Source organism: Acinetobacter sp. YH01006, assembly GCF_013420445.1.
GTDB classification, from domain to species: domain Bacteria; phylum Pseudomonadota; class Gammaproteobacteria; order Pseudomonadales; family Moraxellaceae; genus Acinetobacter; species Acinetobacter pseudolwoffii.
On sequence record NZ_VOYB01000005.1, the window covers coordinates 133,464 to 154,558 of the forward strand.

Annotated in this window: 21 protein-coding genes and 2 tRNA genes; 10 read left to right on the top strand and 13 right to left on the bottom strand. The window is 42.0% G+C overall.

Annotated elements, in window-relative coordinates:
- Positions 1-5: 5 nt before the first annotated feature.
- Entirely contained in the window at positions 6-383 is a 378-nt protein-coding gene (locus FTT73_RS06560; protein WP_180077226.1) for a hypothetical protein, read from the top strand.
- A 430-nt stretch (positions 384-813) separates the two neighbouring features.
- On the opposite strand, the gene groL is transcribed toward FTT73_RS06560, so the two are convergent.
- From groL to FTT73_RS06580, 4 genes are all read right to left on the bottom strand, one after another.
- On the bottom strand, positions 814-2,448 hold the full coding sequence (gene groL, locus FTT73_RS06565) for a chaperonin GroEL (protein WP_005096312.1): 1,635 nt from the start codon (positions 2,446-2,448) through the stop codon (positions 814-816).
- Positions 2,449-2,514: 66 nt separating this feature from the next.
- Entirely contained in the window at positions 2,515-2,802 is a 288-nt protein-coding gene (gene groES / locus FTT73_RS06570; protein WP_005096311.1) for a co-chaperone GroES, read from the bottom strand.
- A gap of 168 nt (positions 2,803-2,970) precedes the next feature.
- On the bottom strand, positions 2,971-3,747 hold the full coding sequence (locus FTT73_RS06575; protein WP_180191174.1) for a metallophosphoesterase: 777 nt from the start codon (positions 3,745-3,747) through the stop codon (positions 2,971-2,973).
- A complete protein-coding gene (locus FTT73_RS06580) occupies positions 3,728-4,666 on the bottom strand; it encodes a diacylglycerol kinase family protein (RefSeq protein WP_180191175.1) in 939 nt (312 codons plus the stop codon). Before FTT73_RS06580 ends, FTT73_RS06575 begins: the two co-directional genes overlap by 20 nt.
- Positions 4,667-5,081: 415 nt before the next feature.
- Here FTT73_RS06580 and FTT73_RS06585 point away from each other — a divergent pair, with 415 nt between their 5' ends.
- Positions 5,082-6,911, top strand: a complete 1,830-nt coding sequence (locus tag FTT73_RS06585) for a phosphoenolpyruvate carboxykinase (GTP) (RefSeq protein ID WP_005096308.1) — start codon at positions 5,082-5,084, stop codon at positions 6,909-6,911.
- Between the two features lie 135 nt (positions 6,912-7,046).
- On the top strand, positions 7,047-7,469 hold the full coding sequence (locus tag FTT73_RS06590; RefSeq protein ID WP_180077222.1) for a hypothetical protein: 423 nt from the start codon (positions 7,047-7,049) through the stop codon (positions 7,467-7,469).
- 61 nt (positions 7,470-7,530) lie between these two features.
- On the opposite strand, the gene FTT73_RS06595 is transcribed toward FTT73_RS06590, so the two are convergent.
- Complete coding sequence (locus FTT73_RS06595; RefSeq protein ID WP_180191176.1) at positions 7,531-8,199, bottom strand: methyltransferase; 669 nt, start codon at positions 8,197-8,199, stop codon at positions 7,531-7,533.
- A gap of 135 nt (positions 8,200-8,334) precedes the next feature.
- Positions 8,335-9,183, bottom strand: coding sequence for a bifunctional methylenetetrahydrofolate dehydrogenase/methenyltetrahydrofolate cyclohydrolase FolD (gene folD / locus FTT73_RS06600; RefSeq protein WP_180077218.1), 849 nt, complete (start codon positions 9,181-9,183; stop codon positions 8,335-8,337).
- 153 nt (positions 9,184-9,336) lie between these two features.
- On the opposite strand from folD, the gene FTT73_RS06605 reads away from it, so the two are divergent.
- Together FTT73_RS06605 and FTT73_RS06610 are read left to right on the top strand one after the other, a co-directional pair.
- Positions 9,337-9,410: transfer RNA gene (locus tag FTT73_RS06605), tRNA-Cys, on the top strand.
- Positions 9,411-9,420: 10 nt separating this feature from the next.
- Positions 9,421-9,506: transfer RNA gene (locus FTT73_RS06610), tRNA-Leu, on the top strand.
- 152 nt (positions 9,507-9,658) lie between these two features.
- On the opposite strand, the gene FTT73_RS06615 is transcribed toward FTT73_RS06610, so the two are convergent.
- From FTT73_RS06615 to FTT73_RS06625, 3 genes are all read right to left on the bottom strand, one after another.
- Entirely contained in the window at positions 9,659-10,561 is a 903-nt protein-coding gene (locus FTT73_RS06615; protein ID WP_100328807.1) for a YafY family protein, read from the bottom strand.
- A 153-nt stretch (positions 10,562-10,714) separates the two neighbouring features.
- Positions 10,715-10,918: a hypothetical protein gene (locus FTT73_RS06620; protein ID WP_159516433.1), complete on the bottom strand. Its 204-nt coding sequence runs from the start codon at positions 10,916-10,918 to the stop codon at positions 10,715-10,717.
- Positions 10,919-11,131: 213 nt separating this feature from the next.
- Positions 11,132-12,124 (bottom strand): NAD(P)H-quinone oxidoreductase, encoded by a 993-nt coding sequence (locus FTT73_RS06625; RefSeq protein WP_180191177.1) that lies wholly within the window; start codon positions 12,122-12,124, stop codon positions 11,132-11,134.
- Between the two features lie 130 nt (positions 12,125-12,254).
- On the opposite strand from FTT73_RS06625, the gene FTT73_RS06630 reads away from it, so the two are divergent.
- Positions 12,255-12,599 carry a co-chaperone YbbN gene (locus FTT73_RS06630; RefSeq protein ID WP_005107508.1) on the top strand — a complete coding sequence of 115 codons (345 nt, stop codon included), beginning with the start codon at positions 12,255-12,257 and terminating at the stop codon, positions 12,597-12,599.
- Between the two features lie 69 nt (positions 12,600-12,668).
- Here FTT73_RS06630 and FTT73_RS06635 read toward each other — a convergent pair whose 3' ends face one another.
- Positions 12,669-12,941 (bottom strand): hypothetical protein, encoded by a 273-nt coding sequence (locus tag FTT73_RS06635; RefSeq protein WP_004279462.1) that lies wholly within the window; start codon positions 12,939-12,941, stop codon positions 12,669-12,671.
- Between the two features lie 117 nt (positions 12,942-13,058).
- On the opposite strand from FTT73_RS06635, the gene FTT73_RS06640 reads away from it, so the two are divergent.
- Positions 13,059-13,810 (top strand): IS5 family transposase gene (locus FTT73_RS06640; RefSeq protein WP_373683608.1). Its coding sequence is split into 2 segments (ribosomal slippage): positions 13,059-13,290 and positions 13,290-13,810, totalling 753 coding nucleotides; the frame shifts between segments, so codons are not numbered across the junction.
- Positions 13,811-13,928: 118 nt separating this feature from the next.
- Here the strand turns inward: FTT73_RS06640 and cysN are convergent.
- Positions 13,929-15,545 carry a sulfate adenylyltransferase subunit CysN gene (gene cysN / locus FTT73_RS06645; RefSeq protein WP_180191178.1) on the bottom strand — a complete coding sequence of 539 codons (1,617 nt, stop codon included), beginning with the start codon at positions 15,543-15,545 and terminating at the stop codon, positions 13,929-13,931.
- Between the two features lie 138 nt (positions 15,546-15,683).
- A complete protein-coding gene (gene cysD, locus FTT73_RS06650; RefSeq protein WP_005096294.1) occupies positions 15,684-16,598 on the bottom strand; it encodes a sulfate adenylyltransferase subunit CysD in 915 nt (304 codons plus the stop codon).
- A gap of 311 nt (positions 16,599-16,909) precedes the next feature.
- On the opposite strand from cysD, the gene FTT73_RS06655 reads away from it, so the two are divergent.
- The 3 genes from FTT73_RS06655 (at position 16,910) to FTT73_RS06665 (ending at position 20,140) form a co-directional block, all read left to right on the top strand.
- Positions 16,910-17,452 carry a hypothetical protein gene (locus FTT73_RS06655; protein ID WP_005171949.1) on the top strand — a complete coding sequence of 181 codons (543 nt, stop codon included), beginning with the start codon at positions 16,910-16,912 and terminating at the stop codon, positions 17,450-17,452.
- Positions 17,453-17,760: 308 nt separating this feature from the next.
- The gene (locus FTT73_RS06660) at positions 17,761-18,396 is read left to right on the top strand and encodes a YqiJ family protein (RefSeq protein ID WP_005096292.1); all 636 of its coding nucleotides are present in this window, start codon (positions 17,761-17,763) and stop codon (positions 18,394-18,396) included.
- A 37-nt stretch (positions 18,397-18,433) separates the two neighbouring features.
- Positions 18,434-20,140: a flotillin family protein gene (locus FTT73_RS06665; protein WP_005096291.1), complete on the top strand. Its 1,707-nt coding sequence runs from the start codon at positions 18,434-18,436 to the stop codon at positions 20,138-20,140.
- 64 nt (positions 20,141-20,204) lie between these two features.
- Here the strand turns inward: FTT73_RS06665 and sucD are convergent, their stop codons facing one another.
- Positions 20,205-21,095, bottom strand: coding sequence for a succinate--CoA ligase subunit alpha (gene sucD, locus FTT73_RS06670; RefSeq protein WP_005096290.1), 891 nt, complete (start codon positions 21,093-21,095; stop codon positions 20,205-20,207).

The window sequence follows — 21,095 nt, forward strand, 5'->3', positions numbered from 1 at the left end:
AATTTATGAGCAATCAACAAGAAAAAAAATTATTTGCTGAACGATTGAAACAAGCTTTACTGGATGCTGCACACCCTATTAGCCCTACTTTTTTATCTAGGGAATTCAATCACCGTTATGACGGCAGCCCAATTTCAGTACAATCTGCAAATAACTGGTTATTAGGTAAGGCCATCCCTAGCCAAGATAAACTTTCTATTTTAGCAATCTGGCTAAATGTATCTAATCAATGGCTAAGATTTGGAGACCAGGATATTAGTCCGAGTGCTCAGATTTCAGAACATGATATTGGAGATCTAGACTATTATCTGAAGTTTCGCGCTTTAAAAAATCATCATAAAGATATCATTAAAAAGTTGATTGATGAGTTAAATCAATTGTAATTTTTATGCGTGAAATAAGCTAAAATTTTTTTATGCTCATGCTCATACCTCTGTAAACGATCTTCATATTCCTTTAATTTTCGGTATAAAGACTTTAATTCACATTTACTAATCAATACCAGTTCAGAATGATCCTCTGAACTTTTCCCCTCATTATTTATAACTGTACTGTTCATATAGCCGCACATCAATTATATTTTGATTAAATCATAAATCAAAAATTTATATATTCCAAGATCAAATGTTACAAAAATAAACATTAATCAATTTTTTAATAAAAAATGATACCCTGTTTGCATTTTTTAATCTAGATCAAACTTATGTCTCAAATTTTACTCTATTTTTTATTGAAATCGTACTTTTTTATCAAGAAATAAAAAAAATCCCTACCTGAGGTAGGGATTTTTCAAGATCAAATGATCAACATGAATTACATCATGCCGCCCATTCCACCCATGCCGCCCATATCAGGCATTGCAGGTTTGTCTTCCGGGATATCAGTGATCATACATTCAGTTGTCAGCATTAAAGCAGCCACAGAAGCAGCATGCTCAAGTGCAGAACGCGTTACTTTTGCCGGGTCAAGAATACCCATTTCAAGCATATCGCCATAAACACCAGTTGCAGCGTTATAGCCGAAGTTGCCTTCGCCATTTTTCACAGCGTTGATTACGACTGAAGGTTCATCACCTGCATTCGATACGATTTGACGAAGTGGTGCTTCGATTGCACGACGAAGGATGTTGATACCTACATTTTGGTCATCATTCGCGCCAGTTACGTTATCCAATACTTTCGCTGCACGTACAAGTGCAACACCACCACCTGCAACCACACCTTCTTCAACCGCAGCACGCGTTGCATGAAGGGCATCATCTACACGGTCTTTCTTCTCTTTCATTTCAACTTCAGTCGCAGCACCGATTTTGATCACTGCAACACCGCCTGCCAATTTAGCAACACGTTCTTGAAGTTTTTCTTTGTCATATTCAGACGTAGATTCTTCAATTTGCGCACGGATTTGCTGAACACGTTCAGAAATTTGACCTGCATTACCCGCACCATCCACAATCACTGTGTTTTCTTTAGATACAGTCACTTTATGTGCAGTACCTAAATGTTCAAGTGCAGTTTGATCTAGCTGCATGCCAATTTCTTCAGAAATCACCGTACCGCCAGTCAAGATCGCAATGTCTTGCAGCATCGCTTTACGACGATCACCAAAACCAGGTGCTTTAACTGCACATACTTTGATGATGCCGCGCATGTTGTTGACAACCAAAGTTGCCAACGCTTCGCCTTCAACATCTTCAGCGATGATCAAAAGCGGTTTACCTGTTTTCGCAACAGCTTCAAGTACAGTGATCAATTCACGAATGTTGCTGATTTTTTTGTCAACCAGAAGAATGAACGGATTTTCAAGCTCCGCAGTTAACGTGTCTTGCTTGTTTGCGAAGTATGGCGAGATGTAACCGCGGTCAAACTGCATACCCTCTACCACATCTAGAGAATCTTCAAAGCCTGAACCTTCTTCTACAGTGATGACGCCTTCTTTGCCCACTTTTTCCATTGCTTGCGCAATCAGTTTACCTACAGTGGTGTCAGAGTTTGCAGAGATCGAACCGACTTGTTCAATCGCTTTAGAATCAGACGCAGGTTGAGCAGTTGCTTTAATTTCAGCAACCAAAGATTTAACAGCGATATCGATACCGCGTTTCAAGTCCATTGGGTTCATACCCGCTGTAACGGACTTGATGCCTTCGTTCAAAATTGCTTGAGCCAATACAGTTGCAGTGGTTGTACCGTCACCTGCGATGTCATTGGTTTTTGAAGAAACTTCTCGAACCAGCTGAGCACCCATATTTTCGAATTTATCTTTTAGGGTGATTTCTTTGGCAACCGTTACACCATCTTTGGTGATGTGTGGCGCACCGAAAGAACGGTCGATCACAACGTTACGGCCTTTAGGACCTAGTGTTACTTTCACTGCATCTGCAAGGATATTCACACCAGCAATCATTTTGCTGCGCGCTGAATCACCAAATTTTACGTCTTTAGCTGACATTTTTGACTCCAAATACTTTTAATATCTTTTAAATTCTGATGAACATAAGACGACTTTAAACGGAAATTAAGCAAATACCGCTAAAATGTCAGATTCTTTCATAATAAGAAGTTCTTCGCCGTCAACTTTCACAGTTGTACCCGCATACGTACCGAACAATACTTTATCGCCAACTTTTACATCTAGCGCACGTACACCATTGTCAGTGATTTGACCATTACCTACAGCAATGATTTCACCTTGAGCTGGTTTTTCTGCAGCAGAACCAGGAAGTAAAATACCGCCAGCTGTTTTAGTTTCTTCTTCAACACGACGAATAACAACGCGGTCATGTAATGGACGAATGTTGCTCATATTTAACTCCATCAGACTAAGTCTTTTTTAGGTCACTGATGACGACTTAATTATTCCATGGGTCATCATCAAAAATTTTTGATGTCACTTTTATGGAGATGGAATAAAACGCTTCAAGGGCAAAAATGAAAAAAAATTGCTTTTTTTTAACGAATACTGATTTTTCGTCTATTTATTCAACATATCAGGCTTTAACAGAAAGGACTGGGTCACATCATCGAATAAATACTGGGAAATTTTTCCTGATGCATCAATCAGATTAAAACTATTTGGCTCTTTTTTATGTAGCCGATGCGAGGCTGAAGTACCTGCATGTACATCATAAACAGGATGATCTGCCCCCAACTCAAAGATCAGGTTCAAATCATAAACCGCAGGTTGATGCAGATGTCCATGCAAGACTGCAAACAGGCCATGTGCTGCCCAAGCCTCTAAAGCAATTTTGGCCATCAATGGACTATCCTTAAAACCGCGCTTATTTTGAAAAGGCACATAGAACGGTTGATGGCTGACAATAATTTTTAATTTGGAAGAAGGCGCTTGGCCTAATTTCCGATCAATACGCTGAATCTGCTCAAGCGATAAATGCCCTTTGGTGTGATAGCGGCGCCGGATTGAGTTCACCCCCACCAGATAAAAGTTGTCTGTTTCAAGTGTGGGTTCAAGTTCACCAAAAAAAAGCTGATAACGGGTAAATGGATTAAACAGCCGATTCCACAAATGATAGAGCGGAATATCATGATTACCCGGAATTACCAGATAAGGGGTATCAAGCTGATCTAAAAACCGTTTACAGGCCAAAAACTGACTTAAACGTGCGCGTTGGGTCAGATCACCACTGACGACGACCGCTTCCAGAGGATGAGTCTGACAGAACTGTCGAATTGCCTCTAAACACTCGGGTTTTTCTGTCCCAAAATGCAGATCAGACAGATGCAGGATCATGCGGCACCCTTACACTCAGGCTGTTTTTTAAAACAGAAATATTGAGGGGCGGCGCCATTTCTACGATTTCGCCATCAATCGCCACCATCAATTTCTTGGATCTAGATTCGATACGGACTTGATCGGCTGCAAAACTGTAAACATCCGAAGCCTGATCAATCTTGCCACGAACCAACTGATACACAAGCTTAAATAAAGTTAGCTTATCACTTTTAGAAACCACTACTCCTGCGACTTTACCCTGCTCTGCTGCTTTGGCAATCTGCATTTTCATATCTGCCAGTTGCAAGGGATTGTTGCCAAAAAAGATCAGGGGTGTTTTTACCGGATATTTCTTGTGATCTACCCAGATTTCCAGTTTCAGTTCCTTACGGTCGCGAATCAGCACATCCAGTGCGGAAGTATAGGCATGTAACGGCAATCGACCAAACAGGCGGTTATAATCTTCACGTTTTTTGATAAATAAGGGATACAAGCCCAAACTGGCATTATTCAGATAAATATCCTGATTAATTTGGGCTACATTGATACGTTTAGATTGTCCCGTGGCAATCACTTTAGCGGCTTCAATTAAATCCAGGGGAATATCTAATAATCTGGCTACATAATTAAAAGTACCCAAGGGTAAAATTCCAACAGAAATTTGCGTATTCAATAAATGTTTGGCGACTGTATTTAAAGTACCATCCCCACCTGCTGCCACCACGATACCTGCTTCATCCGACGCTAAATGTCGTGTCAACACCTCAGCCATAACGTGATCAAATTGCTGTGAATCATTGATTTCATAAGCTTTAGTCTGATAACCTTGCGCTGAAAATATTTCAGTCAATTGTTCATAGATCCCTTCTGGCCCTTGTATGCGAAAACCAGCATTATGATTATAAATAAGCGATAAGGGTTTAGATTGATTAGACATTTTTCGCACAACTTTATGAAGCCTATTGGCATTTTGTCCAATTCATAGACAATTAACAGTAGCTTTATGTAAAATTCAAATGGCAACCATTTATTTAATCAATAACGAATATGAGACGTGCTATAAAATTAATAAATTGATTTTATTAATAATTTTTAAAATAAATACCACCCATAATTAAAATAAATAACCAAGGTAATTCAAATATTTAGTTTTATCTTATTGTTTTCATTATATTTACAAATAAAATAGCATTATATGCCAAAAGAAATCTAGTGCTTCTTTGGTCTTATTTTTTTTATCATTTTATGCTTTAATACAGCCACTTTTTTTCATATATCATCCGGGCAACATTTTTATTGCTCGGATTGTACTTTGTACATCCTTTTTGTACACATTTGAGATAGGCCTCACCATGACCCAAGTGAACGCACCAGAATTCGTTCGTCACCCTAAGCTTATTGCTTGGGTGGAAGAGATTGCTAAATTAACAAAACCAGCAAAAATTGAATGGTGTGACGGTAGCGCAGAAGAATATCAACGTTATATCGACTTGATGATCGCTAACGGCACAATGCAAGCACTGAATCAAGAAACTCATCCTGGTTCTTATCTTGCGAATTCTGATCCTTCTGACGTTGCTCGTGTTGAAGGTCGTACTTACATTTGCTCTGAAAACAAAGAAGACGCTGGCGCAACCAACAACTGGGAAGCACCTGCTGAAATGCGCGCTCGCCTCAACGGTTTGTTTGATGGTTCTATGAAAGGTCGTACTTTGTACGTTGTGCCTTTCTCTATGGGTCCTTTAGGTTCTCATATTGCACATATCGGTATCGAATTAACAGATTCTCCTTACGTTGCTGTAAGCATGTCTAAAATGGCTCGCATGGGTAAAGCTGTTTATGACGTTCTAGGTACTGATGGCGAATACGTTCCATGTGTACATACTGTGGGCGCTCCGCTAGAACAAGGCGAAAAAGACGTTGCATGGCCTTGCAACCCTGAAAAATACATCGTGCATTATCCAGAAACTCGTGAGATCTGGTCTTACGGTTCTGGTTACGGCGGTAACGCATTGCTTGGTAAAAAATGCCTGGCTTTACGTATTGCATCATTTATGGGTCGTCAACAAGGCTGGTTAGCTGAACACATGCTGATCCTTGGCGTAACGAATCCACAAGGTGAAAAACACTACATCGCAGCTGCATTCCCGTCTGCATGTGGTAAAACAAACTTCGCGATGTTGATTCCACCAGCGGGCTACGAAGGCTGGAAAATTGAAACTGTAGGTGACGATATTGCTTGGATCAAACCAGGTGAAGATGGTCGCTTATATGCCATCAACCCTGAAGCTGGTTTCTTCGGTGTAGCGCCTGGTACAAATACCAAGACCAACCCGAACTGTATGGCAACATTAACTAAAGATGTGATCTATACCAACGTTGCTGTAACTGACAACGGCGAAGTATGGTGGGAAGGTCTTTCTAAAGAAGTACCTGCTAACCTGACCAACTGGAAAGGTCAACCTCACACTGGCGAAGAAAAAGCTGCGCATCCAAATGCTCGCTTCACTGTTGCTGCTGGTCAATGCCCTTCGATTGACGCTGACTGGGAAAATCCAGCAGGTGTTCCAATTTCTGCGTTCATCTTCGGTGGTCGCCGCGCGGACACAGTGCCTCTAATTTCAGAAGCATTTGACTGGGTTGATGGTGTTTACAAAGCTGCAACCATGGGCTCTGAAACCACCGCTGCTGCTGTTGGTCAACAAGGTATTGTTCGTCGTGACCCGTTCGCAATGCTTCCTTTCGCTGGCTACAACATGGCGGATTACTTCACGCACTGGTTAGAAATGGGCGAGCAAGTTGCTGAGAAAGCTGAAGCTGCTGGCAACAAACTTCCTGGGATCTATAACGTGAACTGGTTCCGTCGTGACGCTGAAGGCAACTTCGTATGGCCTGGTTTCGGTCAAAACATGCGCGTTCTTGAGTGGATCATTGACCGCTGTGAAGGTCGTGCAACTGCTGTTGACACACCAATTGGCCGCGTTCCAACTTATGAACAGTTGAACTGGACTGGTTCTGACTTTACTAAAGAACAATTTGACCTTGTGACTGCTCAAGATAAAGATCAATGGATCAAAGAACTTGAAAGCCACACTGAATTGTTCGACAAACTTGGTGGTCGTTTGCCAGAAGCGTTAAAACAACGTCAAGCAGAATTAATTGCTGCGGTTAAATCTGCTTAATTGCTGATTTGATTCAAAAAAGGTCGCGTAAGCGGCCTTTTTTATTAAATGGATAAACAATTGACCACAATTGACCAGAGCAGCAGTTGAAGCAAACTATGGCATAATTAGCGCAAGACTTTAGGAACTATAAAGATGAAAAGAACAACAGTCATTTTAGCTCTGGCTGCAAGCAGCTTCATGTTGAGTGCGTGTCAGACTGCACCACATCAGTTCAACGGAAAAAGTGGCTATGAAATTCTGGAACGTTCAGGCAATACAGCAACCTTGAGCTATACGCTTTCAGGACGGCCTAATCAGGATGAAAGAAGATTACAGGCAGCCTGTCAACAGACTTTGGGCGGTTCAAAAACCTATAATATTCAGATTTTAAGCACTAATGAAATTTCTAATCCACTTGCGGAGCAGGAACAATATGGCCGCCAATTAGGTAATAGCCGCACGCAAATCAGCTTAAGCAATACCCCAGATCTATATAATAGCGAGAATCTCGGTGCACGCGAAGCCTTAGACGCCCGCCCAACCACGATGCGTGTCATTCGTTATACTTGTTCTTAATATCCGATATATTCAAAGCAACACAATAAAAAGGGCTTATTGCCCTTTTTATTTTTCAAATTCAAAGTGTTTTATAAAAATTGACATTACGAAATTCTGGTGATTCATCCAGGTCTGGCCAGGTCGTCGCGCTACGTTCATCCAGCTTTATATACTTTGGATGACTAAAATTTTTGACTCGACTGTCTGCTACCCATACTTCAGGTGCGAATTTTAAAAATTCATCCAGGAAGAAACGGTTGCATTGATCATAGAGCACATCTGCGGCTAACAGAATATCTAGCTGCTCTGCCTTATACAGATCATCCAAATATTCAAGCTCGACACTATTCAGCTCTGCATTGGCACGACATGCATCCAGACTGATCTGGTCGATATCACAGCAAATCACCCGTTTTGCGCCTGCCATTTTCGCTGCGATCGCCACTACACCCGAACCCGCACCAAAATCCAGTACCACCTTGTCTTTGACATGCTGTGGTTCAGCCAATAGCCATTGAGCCATAGACAAGCCAGACGCCCAACAAAAGATCCAATACGGCGTATCATTCCAGATACGACGAATCACTTCATCATCGAGTTTATCTGTTGGAAATACCGGTGGAATGAGCCATAAAGAAATAGGCGTATCGGGAAGCTGCTGCGCCTGTAATTCACAATGTGGAATCACATCATGTAAGGCTTTTAGCAGATGCTGAGGGGCTTTAGGCAATTGAAAGGTACAGCTCATTGGGTTTTCTTTTAATTTATATCTATATATTCAAAAAATCCCCCCCAACCCCTCTTTAGGAAAGAGGGGAACTTCCATCTAAAAATTGATGATTAGCTTTCCTTCTTTGAAAAAGGAGGGTCAGGGAGGATTTAATTAACCAAGCGCTTTTTCAGCAGCTTCTACCGTTTGACGAATCAAAGTGGTGATGGTCATTGGCCCTACACCACCCGGAACCGGAGTATAAGCAGACGCAATGTCCTCAATGCCTTGCAACTGGATATCACCTACCCCACCGCCATCCCGTGGATGGAAACCAGCATCAACAACCACCGCGCCTGATTTGATCCAGTCTTTTTGAATCAGTTCAGCTTTACCTACTGCACCGACAATAATGTCAGCTTGCTTAACAAAGCTTGCAAGATCTTGAGTACGTGAATGGCAAATGGTTACGGTTGCATTCGCTTCTAGCAGCATCGCAGCCATTGGTTTACCCAAAATTGCAGAACGACCTACAACCACCGCATGTTTACCAGCGATTTCGATGTTGTTTTCTTTCAAAATGGTCATAATCCCAGCAGGCGTCGCTGAACCATAGGCTGCTTCGCCCATTGCCATACGACCGTAGCCCAGACAAGTCACACCATCTACGTCTTTTTCAAGCGAAATTGCATCAAAACAGGCACGTTCATCAATTTGAGCCGGAACCGGGTGTTGAAGCAGAATCCCGTGCACATCTGGATTGGCATTTAACTTTTCAATTTCAGCCAATAATTCTTCAGTGGTGGTTTCTTTAGGAAGTTCCACTTTGAGTGAATCCATACCAACACGGCGGCAGGCATTACCTTTCATGCGAACATAAGTTGCAGATGCGCCATCGTCACCTACCAAAATCGTCGCAAGAATTGGAGTACGACCTGATTTTGCTTTCAGCGCTTCTACGCGAGTAAACAAGTCAGCTTCAATTTGCTTCGCCAATGCACGACCGTCTAGAACTAATGCCACGGCACTTCTCCCAAGTGTTGATATGAATCAATTTTGCACATTCTACATGAATAATTTAAATATTTTCCGCCAGATGATGTTTTTATGCGCATACAGATGAATACACTATTGTTTTTTTTTCTGAGCTTGATAATATACGCATCAACAAGACGCGGCGGGGTGGCAGAGTGGTCATGCAGCGGACTGCAACTCCGTGGACGCCGGTTCGATTCCGACCTCCGCCTCCATCTTGTTAAAGCCCGAGTGGTGAAATCGGTAGACACAGGGGATTTAAAATCCCCCGCCCACAAAGCGTGCCAGTTCGAGTCTGGCCTCGGGCACCATTCTTCTACTATAGAAAGATGGTGCAAATAAAGAACCCAGCGAAAGCTGGTTTTTTTATGCCTGTAATTTAGTAAATCAAAAAAATAAGTAAATTAAATTTCCATTTAAAGCATGATCATTAATTAAGCTACCCTGCTCTACTTTCTCAATATCATCCAGCAGTGCGCAAATATCCCTGCAAATCCTGTTCCAGTTTCTGCTGAAAATGAATCGGCTCAATAATTTTCACATAAGGCAACCAGTAACGCACCAAAGGCAATAACTGCATTTCGTGACGGATCTGGCAACTGATGAACAACTCTCCAGCCTCGGTTTCCTGCTCGATCTGCTGTTCTGGAAATAAATGGCGTTCTTTAAAAAATACCGCAACTTCAGGTTGCACCTTGATTAAAACCTGCTGTTTTTGCCGCCCAAACCAGATGCTGTCTTCATCTGCCAACATTTTCAGCACTTCAGGATCATGCTCAAAGCTCTCCTCCTCAGAAACCAGGTTGAGCTGTTGCAACTGGCTCAAGCGATAGGTGCGCAGCTTGTCGTGATCTACCCCCGCCAGATACCAGATGCCATGATGGTGAATCAAACGATAAGGCTGAATGATCCGCAATTGATCGGCATAAAGTAATTCAATCTGCTGACGTTTATAGATTGCACCTGCCAGCAGCTTGAAATGCTCGGCAAACTGTTTGGCATCTTCAAAATGATAGCCTTTGGCAGAAAAAACCAGATTGGCGCGATCATCCAGCAATTCACGTAAAAAGGACATATCTAGTGCGGGATACAGCTCACTGATCCCGGAAAGCTGGGCAAAGGTCTGAATATCCTGCAACTTGAACCGCCCCAAATAAGAGGGATCCAGATAATATCGTTTCTGTTGATCTTGGCGTAAAGGCAGATAAGAGTTTAATCGGTCAAAATCACGTTCAATGGTGCGGCTACTGACCTGAAATTCTGCAGCTAGCTCTGCAGCCCGGAGTTGATATCCGACATTTAATTTGGTCAAAATTCTGGCTAAACGCTCTGCAAGACGCTCATGTGTTGAAGCTGGGCGCTTCATAAATCCCCACTTAATACATTCACATGTACTTATTTATCGCTAGATACTTAATGATTATACTAAATACCAATAAGTGAATCATATTAGGATAAAGTCTAAGATATTCTTTTACCTCAGATCTTGACCCTTTATTCATCCCAAAAATACAAGACCTTATTTGGATTTTCTGGATGCTTTCTTGCTTAAAGGACGATTCTGGAGCGTTAATCTTTCCATATAACGCTCCAGATGCAGCATCGCTCGATACATTTTATGTAACTCTGCCCAACTCATGCTTCCGCGAATAATCATTTTATGAATACGATGCAATGCTTTTAAACTATGTTTTGAACTATATACTATTGGAATAATTTTCATCTTATTTTCCCTCTCACATTCATGTGAATGTTGAACCAATTAGTCGGAATTATCGATAGATGCAATTTACGTGGCATTCTTGACAGGTTGTGTCGAACAGTTAACATTTTTTAATTTTTATTCAAAATTTTATATATTTATTTGTAATAAGATTTTACTCAAAATTAAAAAAGCCAGTAAAATTACTGGCTTTTTTAAATCATTTATCTCGTATTAAATAATTTCAACCACAACTTTACCCACATGTTCTCCCGTATCCATTGCGGCATGGGCATCTTGAATTTGATCAAACTTAAACGTTTTATAGATCATCGGCAAACATTCGCCTTTTGCCCATAATGGTGCAATCTGCTCTTTCAGACCTTGTGCAATTTCCGCTTTTTCAGCGGTGCTTCGTGCTCGCATGGTCGAACCGGTAATGGTCAGACGTTTCATCATGATAGGACCTAAATTAACCTCTTTGGCTTTACGACCGCCCAAAAAGGCGATATACACCAGACGTCCATCACGACGCAGCAAACTCAGGTTCCGCTCTAAATATGGCCCACCCACCATATCCAGAATGACATCGACCCCGCCATTGTCAGTTGCTTCATTAATCACTTGCTCAAAGTCTTGCGTTTTATAGTTAATCGCATAAGTTAACTCTGAAATAGCTGCAACCTTGTCATCCGTACCGACAGTCGCAAAGCTTTTGATTCCGAGTGCTTTACATAACATTAAAGCAGTAGTGCCAATGCCGCTGCTCCCGCCATGAATCAGCACGGTTTCGCCTGCTTTGGCCTGCCCCATCTGGAACACATTGGCCCACACGGTAAAAAAGGTTTCAGGAATGGCTGCCGCCTGTGTAAAGCTTACACCTTCCGGAATATTCAAGGTCTGGCTTTCTGGTACGACACAATATTCTGCATAACCGCCACCATTGGTCAGGCCACAGACTTTATCACCAACTTTAAACTGGCTTACCTCAGTACCGACTGCAATCACTTCACCCGCGACTTCAAGACCCGGGACTGGTGTTACGCCTTTCGGCATTGGATACAAACCTTGACGTTGCAAAATATCTGGACGGTTAATTCCGAAAGCATGAACTTTCACCAGAACTTCATCTGCTTTAGGTTCAGGTACAGTCACCGTTTCATAAGCGAGTTTATCGACACCACCTGGTTCTGTAATAATGACTTGCTGCATGGTTTGTTGCGACATGATTTCTTTCCCTAATCTATGCATTTCATATATCTTGGACTTATTTGAACATAGTTAGCATGAGGAATGAAGCTACATCGGACTTATGTATAATCGGGGGACTATTCAGGAAATTGATAATAGGCCAACCATGACCCAAGTGATCGAATATAACGAAAACAATTACAGTGATTTTGAGTGGTTTGAAGGTTTTGCCGTGATTCGCTTTTATGCAGACTGGTGCAAGCCCTGTGTTCAGAATTTTCCGATCTTTGCCGAACTGGCGACATACTATGCTGAGGTAAATCCTGAAGTTAAATTTGGCAAGATCAATGTGGATCAGTCTCCGATTTTAACCTTGCGCTATAATGCCTATGGTTTGCCTTCTACGCTTATTTTTAGAAATGGAGAAATTATTAAAAGGATTGCAGGCGTGAAAAGTTTAACCGAAATGAAAGCAATTCTGGCCTTAGTCCTCAATGATTCTTATGAATAATTACCCATGTGAAGCCAAATCTAACAAAAATATTTCTTTTAGCTCACTATCTAAATACGGAGCCTTTAATTAACTACGCCCTTTATATTCCTTTACCATTCGATCACTCACATCTTCCGGATAACACAGCGGCGCATATCCGCCTGCACGATTATAAGCACTACGCTTACCACAACGACTACCATTACTTGCAGTATTGTAAGGACACGGACAATTTCCCGGATAATTCTCAATCGACTGCTGGATTATTTTTTGCTTGATTGCTTCAACGCTTTGGCTGCTCTGTTTGGCTTCAGCTCCAAAAGCCACACACAAGCCAGCCAGCAATATTAATTTTTTCATATATTCCCCAAATCTAGGGAGTATTGTATTAATTGACTAGGGCGTGTCCTCATTTGAAGAATTGGTTTTAAATATTTAAAATCCTCCTTTAAGCTCTCTTCATTTCTAGATTTCTCAATGGCACGTACTCTTCTCACTGATGATATTTGGCAGCAAATTCAAGATACTATGCGATTACATGGGTGTTACTGTTCAAAAAACAGTAGAAATATCATGGAAGCCATCTTGTGGAAACTACGTACCGGTGCGACCTGGCGTGATATTCCTCAAGAGTTTTGTCCTTGGCAAACTGCTTACAATCGCTTTAATCGCTGGGCAAGTAAGGGATTATGGGATAAATTTTTTTTAAGTTACGAGGCATTCTGGATCAAGAATGGGTATTCATTGATGGAAGCTACATACGCGTGCATCAACATGCAAGTGGAGCTCGGCATGGTTTCGAAAGAGCAATTGGACAATCACGCGGTGGACGAACAACAAAAATACATCTTGCAACCGACGCGAATGGATTACCGATTGATTTTAAAATCACTGGGGGTGACGTCCACGACAGTCAAGTTGCAAAACAACTGATTGATTGTGTCGGTGAGGCAACTTATCTGATTGCTGACAAGGGGTATGATGCTGAGCACATTAGAATCTGTGCCCAGAACAAGAATATGATTCCCATTATTCCGTTGAGATCAAACAGTAAAAGATCGAATCAGGAATTTGATAAATATCTATATAAATTAAGACATTTAGTTGAGAATATGTTTGCAAGATTAAAACATTTCCGTGCTATTGCAACTCGATTTGATAAACTCGCACGCAATTATAAATCTATGATCTGTATAGCCTGTATATTTATTTGGTGCAAAGCCAAATGAGGACACGCCCTAGTAAATTGAAAGATCACATTTTGACTAATCGAATGATTTTCATGCAATCAAAATTTAGGCAATAAAAAACCCGCTTTTCAGCGGGTTTCTTCAAATCAGTCCAGTCTTAAAGACGAACCAATTCCACAATCTTCTCAGCAAGTTCTTCAACTGTATCTACGGTTAAAGTCGTGTCTGTACCTTCAGCAGCATCGGTAATCACAACCACACCAGTTTCACGAACCAATGCAACCTGCTCCGCATTCAAACCTGCTTTAGCAATAGCAACGATCCCTTGCTGAATCAGCAAGCTTTCTAGCGCCTGAGCATTTTCCAAAGCTTTACCAGATACAGTCACCGCAGCAGGTTTTTGACCCAAACGCGCAGCACGCACTTCAGCAGTCACAGGCTCATCATGTGCAGACCATTCAACTGATTCTTCCACCATACCTGCACCAATCGTCACGTTATTTAAACGATCAATAAAGATAAATGAACCGGTATAACGGCTGTCTTGATAACGGTCAAAGACCACGGGCGCATCAAATTCAACAGTCACATTGGCAATCGCATTCAGCTCAAGATTTTCGACCTGAACTTTCTCCAGTGTGTTGACGTTGGTACGGTAATGAATCGCTGTCACTTTTGCAGGAACAGTCTGTGTACCAATCTTAATGTTGTACAGCTTGCCAATCACCAGCGCTTGATCTGCCATCCACACCACAGTCGCTTGAACTGAACGAGAAATATTTGGAACCGCTTGATCGGCACGAATTAATACGTTACCACGTGAAATATCAATTTCATCGTTGAGCGTTAAAGTCACCGCTTGACCTGCAACAGCATGCTCAAGATTGCCATCAAAAGTAACGATTTCTTTTACTGTTGATGATTTACCTGATGGTAAAGCCGTTACGGTATCGCCAACGTTGATATCACCAAGTGCAATCGTGCCGCAGAAACCACGGAAATCGAGGTTTGGACGGTTGACATATTGCACAGGAAAACGAAAATCTGCTTTTGCCGAAGTACGGTTAATTTCTACCGACTCAAGCGTACCCATCAATGTTTCACCGGTGTACCACGGTGTATTGGCGGACTTGTTCACCACGTTATCGCCATTCAATGCAGAAATTGGCGTAAAGATGATGTTCGATGGTTTACGATCACCCAACTGCGCAACGAATGCTGCATATTCTGCCTGAATTTCATTGAAGCGGGCTTCAGAGAAGTCCACCAGGTCCATCTTGTTGATCGCAACAACAATATTTTTAATACCAAGTAAGCTTGCAATAAAGGTATGACGACGGGTTTGAGTTTGCACACCATAACGCGCATCAATCAAGATAATCGCAAGGTCGCAGGTCGATGCACCTGTTGCCATGTTACGGGTGTACTGCTCATGTCCCGGAGTATCGGCAATGATGAACTTACGCTTTTCAGTCGAGAAATAACGATAGGCGACATCAATGGTAATGCCCTGCTCACGTTCTGCCTGCAGACCATCTACCAGAAGTGCCAAGTCAGGTGCATCGCCTGTGGTACCGACTTTTTTCGAGTCACGGGTGACGGCTTGCAATTGATCTTCATAAATCAATTTTGAATCGTAAAGCAGTCGACCAATTAGAGTCGATTTACCATCATCTACGTTACCGCAAGTCAGGAAACGCAACAGGTCTTTATTTTCATGTTGTTTCAAATAGCCCAAAATATCTTGGCTAATCAGTTCTGATTGATGAGACATTGCCCAAAGCTCCACATATTCTTTAGAAATCGGTTTTGAATCCCTCTAAATCTCCCTTTATAAAAGGGAGACTTCCTCCACTTTTAAGCCCCTCTTTCTCAAAGAGGGGTTTGGGGAGATTTTTAGGGGGAGATTAAATTAGAAGTAGCCTTCCTGCTTCTTCTTCTCCATCGAGCCTGCTTCATCATGGTCAATCATACGACCCTGACGCTCAGAGCTGGTTGCCAAGAGCATTTCTTGGATAATTTCCGGCAAGGTATCTGCAGTTGATTCAACTGCACCTGTTAATGGATAACAACCTAAAGTACGGAAACGTACCGATTTCATTTGTGGAACTTCACCTTCTTTTAAAGGCATACGTTCGTCATCAACCATAATAAGTGTACCGCTACGCTCAACCACAGGACGTTCTGCAGCCAGGTAAAGTGGCACAAGTGGAATACTTTCCAAATAGATGTATTGCCAGATATCCAACTCGGTCCAGTTTGATAACGGGAATACACGAATACTTTCACCTTGATTCACTTTACCGTTGTAAAGGTTCCAAAGTTCAGGGCGTTGGTTTTTGGGATCCCAACGATGTTTATCATCACGGAATGAATAGACACGCTCTTTGGCACGAGATTTTTCTTCATCACGGCGCGCACCACCAAAAGCAGCATCAAACTTGTATTTATTTAAGGCTTGTTTTAAACCTTGGGTCTTCATGATGTCAGTATATTTTGAACTACCATGATCGAAAGGATTGATGCCTGCCTCGACTCCTTCTTTGTTTTGATGCACGATCAAATCAAAACCATGTTTTTTTGCCATGTTGTCACGGAAAGCAATCATGTCTTTAAATTTCCAACCCGTGTCTACATGCAGTAGCGGGAATGGAAGTTTGGCTGGATAAAACGCTTTCAGTGCAAGATGCAGCATGACTGCTGAATCTTTACCAATGGAATAAAGCATGACTGGATTTTCAAATTCAGCTGCTACTTCACGGATAATATGAATACTCTCAGCTTCAAGCTGTTTGAGATGAGTAAGTCTTTCCTCATTTAACGACATGGACAACACCAGCTTAGAAAAACGTGTACTTATGACACTTTTGAAAATTTATATTCATTATAGTGATTTACTTATCTTAGCCATTGCTTGTTTTATGATATTGATATATCAAAAGCTCATATAAAAATTCACTAATAACAAATATCAGTTTTTATGAATCAATAATGAACGTCACCACATCTGACTATTTTTGCTGTATTAATTTTTAAAATCACCCATAAAAGTATAGATAAATAATCTAAAGTAGTGGTTTCCAAGATGCTGAAAAATTAATAGAGTAGGCTAAATTCTCCCTTTGATATATTTTGCTTATGGCTTATAGCGCTTTTGATCTCTCCACTCTAAAAACTCGCCTGGAACAAGCAGAGCTTGCAGGTTACATTTATCAGCATCAGCAACACATTTTAGTCTTACAAGAACCTTTCAGTGAAGACGGCAAGCCTTTAAATATCTATTTGCAACATGAATTGACTGCCGACCAGATCGGATTACAGTTTGGTCTGCGTTTGCAAGAAGGTCATTGGGAATTCTTATTGGGTGTGACGTATAGCAACCAGAATGCAGCTTATGAAATCGGTGCGGGTAATCTTAAAGGTGATCAAAAAGCCTTTAACTTACTCTATGCATTTTACAATTACCCTAAAGCATTCTATCTGGTGGCATTGCCTTTAACGAGCAATAGCCAGATGCTGGAGCAGACTTTGGAACAGCAACTTTTCAGTCAGCCGGATCTGCATTTTCTGGATACTGCGATCAAGGTGAACCCGATGGGTGAACAGATCACATGGATAAAAAACTATATTCTGCAACAGACTCTGGATATGAAAGTCCGGATTCAGACTGCCTTACTCTAAGTCTTTAAGAAAGAAATATAGAGATACTAAGGCACAGTATTTCTATATTTCTCAGAAAAACCAATCCACACAACCTTAAAATTCACACAACATATTGAAAATAATTAATTTTTTAGCAGATCCTAAATAAACTTATAGTTTACTATTAACTTTAATAGTTCAATAATTATTAAATACATAATATATTCAATCCTTGTTTATAAGGTTTTTTGTTATTTTTTTGCATACAAAATTAATAATTACTGCTATCGTTATAGCATCAGAGGCTTCCTTACACTTTTCCTAAAACATAATTATAGAGATAAAAAATGTGGGAACTGTTTACTCATCCGTCAAATATCGTATTTAGTATCAGCCTGAGTCTGATGCTGATGTTTGCTGCACTGGAATGCATATTACTGCTGCTCGGTGGCGGCTCGCAGAATATGTTAGAACAGTTTTTGCCTGAAGACCCCCTGCAACCAGAAATTAATCCAGATCAACATCCCGGCTTTTTCACCAAAGTATTTGACTGGTTATATCTGGGACGTCTGCCTTTATTTATCTGGCTCATCATTTTTCTGACCAGTTATGGCCTGAGTGGCTTATTGATTCAGGGAATATTTGAACGCCTGACCAGCCAGCTCTTCAATGTATGGCTAATTTCCCCAGCCTGTCTGTTTCTGTGTATGCCGATAGTGCGCTGGCTTGCCATGGCTGCCAGCAAGCTTATGCCTCAAGATGAAACTTCTGCCATTTATAGTGACGAGCTTATTGGGCGTACCGCAATCATTATTCTGGGTGATGCCAAAGTCAACTCTCCTGCACAAGCCAAAGTCCGGGATCAGCATGGCCAGACCCATTATGTTTTAGTCGAACCAGAAACCAATCAAATTTTAAATCAAGGTCAGAATGTCGTACTGACCCATAAAACCAAAAATGGCTTTCAAGCCACTGCACTCTAATTTTATTCAGCCAGAACCAAACTGAGACTTTATAACAATGTTAACTTTTGATTTATATAATATTTTAATTATTTCTGGAATTATTTTTGCAGCACTGGTGACCTTCGGTCTCATCATTGCGCGCCTATACCGCCGGTCCAGTAAAGAAATCTCCTTTGTGCGTACCGGTTGGGGTGGTGAAAAAGTGATTTTGGGCGGAGGCGCAATCGTGCTCCCAGTCTTGCATGAAATTATTCAAGTCAATATGAACACTCTGCGTCTTGAAGTGCGCCGTGCAGATGATCAGGCACTGATTACCCGTGACCGTATGCGCGTGGACGTCATGGCCGAATTCTATGTGCGGGTCAAACCTACTGCTGATTCAATTGCAACAGCCGCACAAACGCTCGGGCAAAAGACCATGTCACCGAATGAATTAAAAAATCTGGTCGAAGGCAAATTTGTCGATTCACTGCGTGCAGTAGCAGCAGAAATGGCCATGGAAGAACTGCATGAAAAACGGGTCGACTTTGTACAAAAAGTACAGCAAGTGGTTTCAGAAGATTTGCATAAAAATGGTCTGGAACTGGAAACCGTTTCCCTGACTGGCCTGGATCAAACTGGATTTAAATATTTCAATCCACAAAATGCCTTTGATGCTGAAGGCCTGACCAAGCTCACTGAAACCATTGAAGATCGTCGTCGCAAGCGAAATCATATCGAGCAGGATACCGACCTGGCGATCAAAACTAAAAATCTGGAAGCAGAACAGGCGCGCCTGCAAATCATTCGTGAAGAAGAATATGCCAAGCTGCAACAGGAACGCGAAATTGCCATTCGCCGTGCCGAGCAACTGGCTGAAATTTCTGCTCAGGAAGCCGGTAAAAAACGTGAAGCAGAAGAAGCACAAATTGCTGCTGAACGAGAAGTCGACCTCAAGCGTATTTTAGCGGCCCGTGATGTAGAAAATGAGAATATCCAAAAAGCGCAGCTGATTCAAAAAGCCCAAGTCGAACAAAAGAAAACTATTGAGCTGGCCGAACAGGATCGTGCCATTGCCATTGCAGAAAAATCTCGCGCCGAATCTGAAGCCAAAGCGCAAGCCGATCAGGCACGTGCTCAAGCGGTAAAAGCGGAAGAAGAAGTCATCACTGTACGCCAAATCCAGCAGGCAGAGCGTCAAAAAGCGGTTGAGCTGGTCGCAGCCAAAGAACACGCAGAAAAAGATGCAATTGCGATTACGGTTGCCGCTGAAGCCGGAAAACAAGCCGCAGCAGATGATGCCGAAGCAGTACGTATTGCTGCTGAAGCTGAAGCCGAAAAGGTTCGTCTTAAGGCCAAAGGTGAAGCGGACGCAAAAATTCTACTGGCTCAGGCGATGGAAAAACAGTATCAGGTCGATGCAGAAGGTACCCGTGCAGTCAACGAAGCCAATAATGTGCTGTCACCTGAACAGGTCGAAATGCAGATTCGCCTAGCCATGTTGAAATACTTGCCTGAAATTATCCGGGAAAGTGTTAAACCGATGGAAAATATTGATGACATCAAGATTCTTCAGGTCAATGGCCTGCATGGCAGTCATGCCGGTTCCTGTCAGACAGATGCACATCATGAAAATGGCAATGTTGCCCTGTCAGATCAGGTGGTAAATAGCGCCCTGCGTTATCGCAGCCAAGCACCCTTAATTGACAGCCTAATGAATGAACTTGGTATTCAGGGTGGTGATATTAATGGTATGACCCAGAGTCTGAAGGCTAAAACTTAAAAATAGAATGAGATATAAAAAAGCTCCCAACTGGGAGCTTTTTAGTGCATGTTTAATCTATAAATCAAACCAAACCTTTATCTTTCAATACTTGCAACATGGTTGAACCAAGTTCCGCAGGACTGCGGGTATATGCCATACCCGCACGCTCAAAGGCAGCAAATTTTTCTTCAGCAGTTCCTTTACCACCTGAAATAATTGCACCCGCATGCCCCATACGCTTGCCTTTAGGTGCGGTAACACCTGCAATATAACCGACCACAGGCTTGGTGACATGAGCCTGAATATATTCCGCTGCCTCTTCTTCTGCGGTACCACCAATTTCACCAATCATAATAATGGCTTCAGTCTGAGGATCGTCCTGGAACAGTTTCAAGCAGTCAATCTGGTTCATGCCCGGAATCGGATCTCCCCCGATCCCGATACAGGTCGACTGACCCAGTCCAAGCTTGGTGGTCTGCGCTACGGCTTCATAGGTCAAAGTCCCTGAGCGCGAGATAATTCCAATTTTACCCGGCTGATGAATATGACCGGGCATGATCCCGATCTTACATTCACCCGGCGTAATAATGCCCGGACAGTTTGGCCCGATTAAACGCGTGCCATTACCATTGGTTTCCAGATAACGCTTGGCTTTAAGCATGTCGATGGTCGGTACACCTTCAGTGATCACCACAATTAACTCAATGCCCGAATCAACCGCTTCAACAATAGAATCCAGCACAAATGGTGCAGGAACATAAATCACCGAAGCATCTGCGCCAGTTTCTTTCACCGCTTCGCGCATGGTATTGAATACTGGTAATTCCAGATGGGTTTGACCACCCTTACCCGGTGTTACACCACCGACAACTTTGGTGCCGTAAGCCAAAGCCTGCTCAGAATGAAATGTACCGTTTTTTCCTGTAAAGCCCTGTACCAATACTTTGGTGTCTTTATTCACTAATACGCTCAT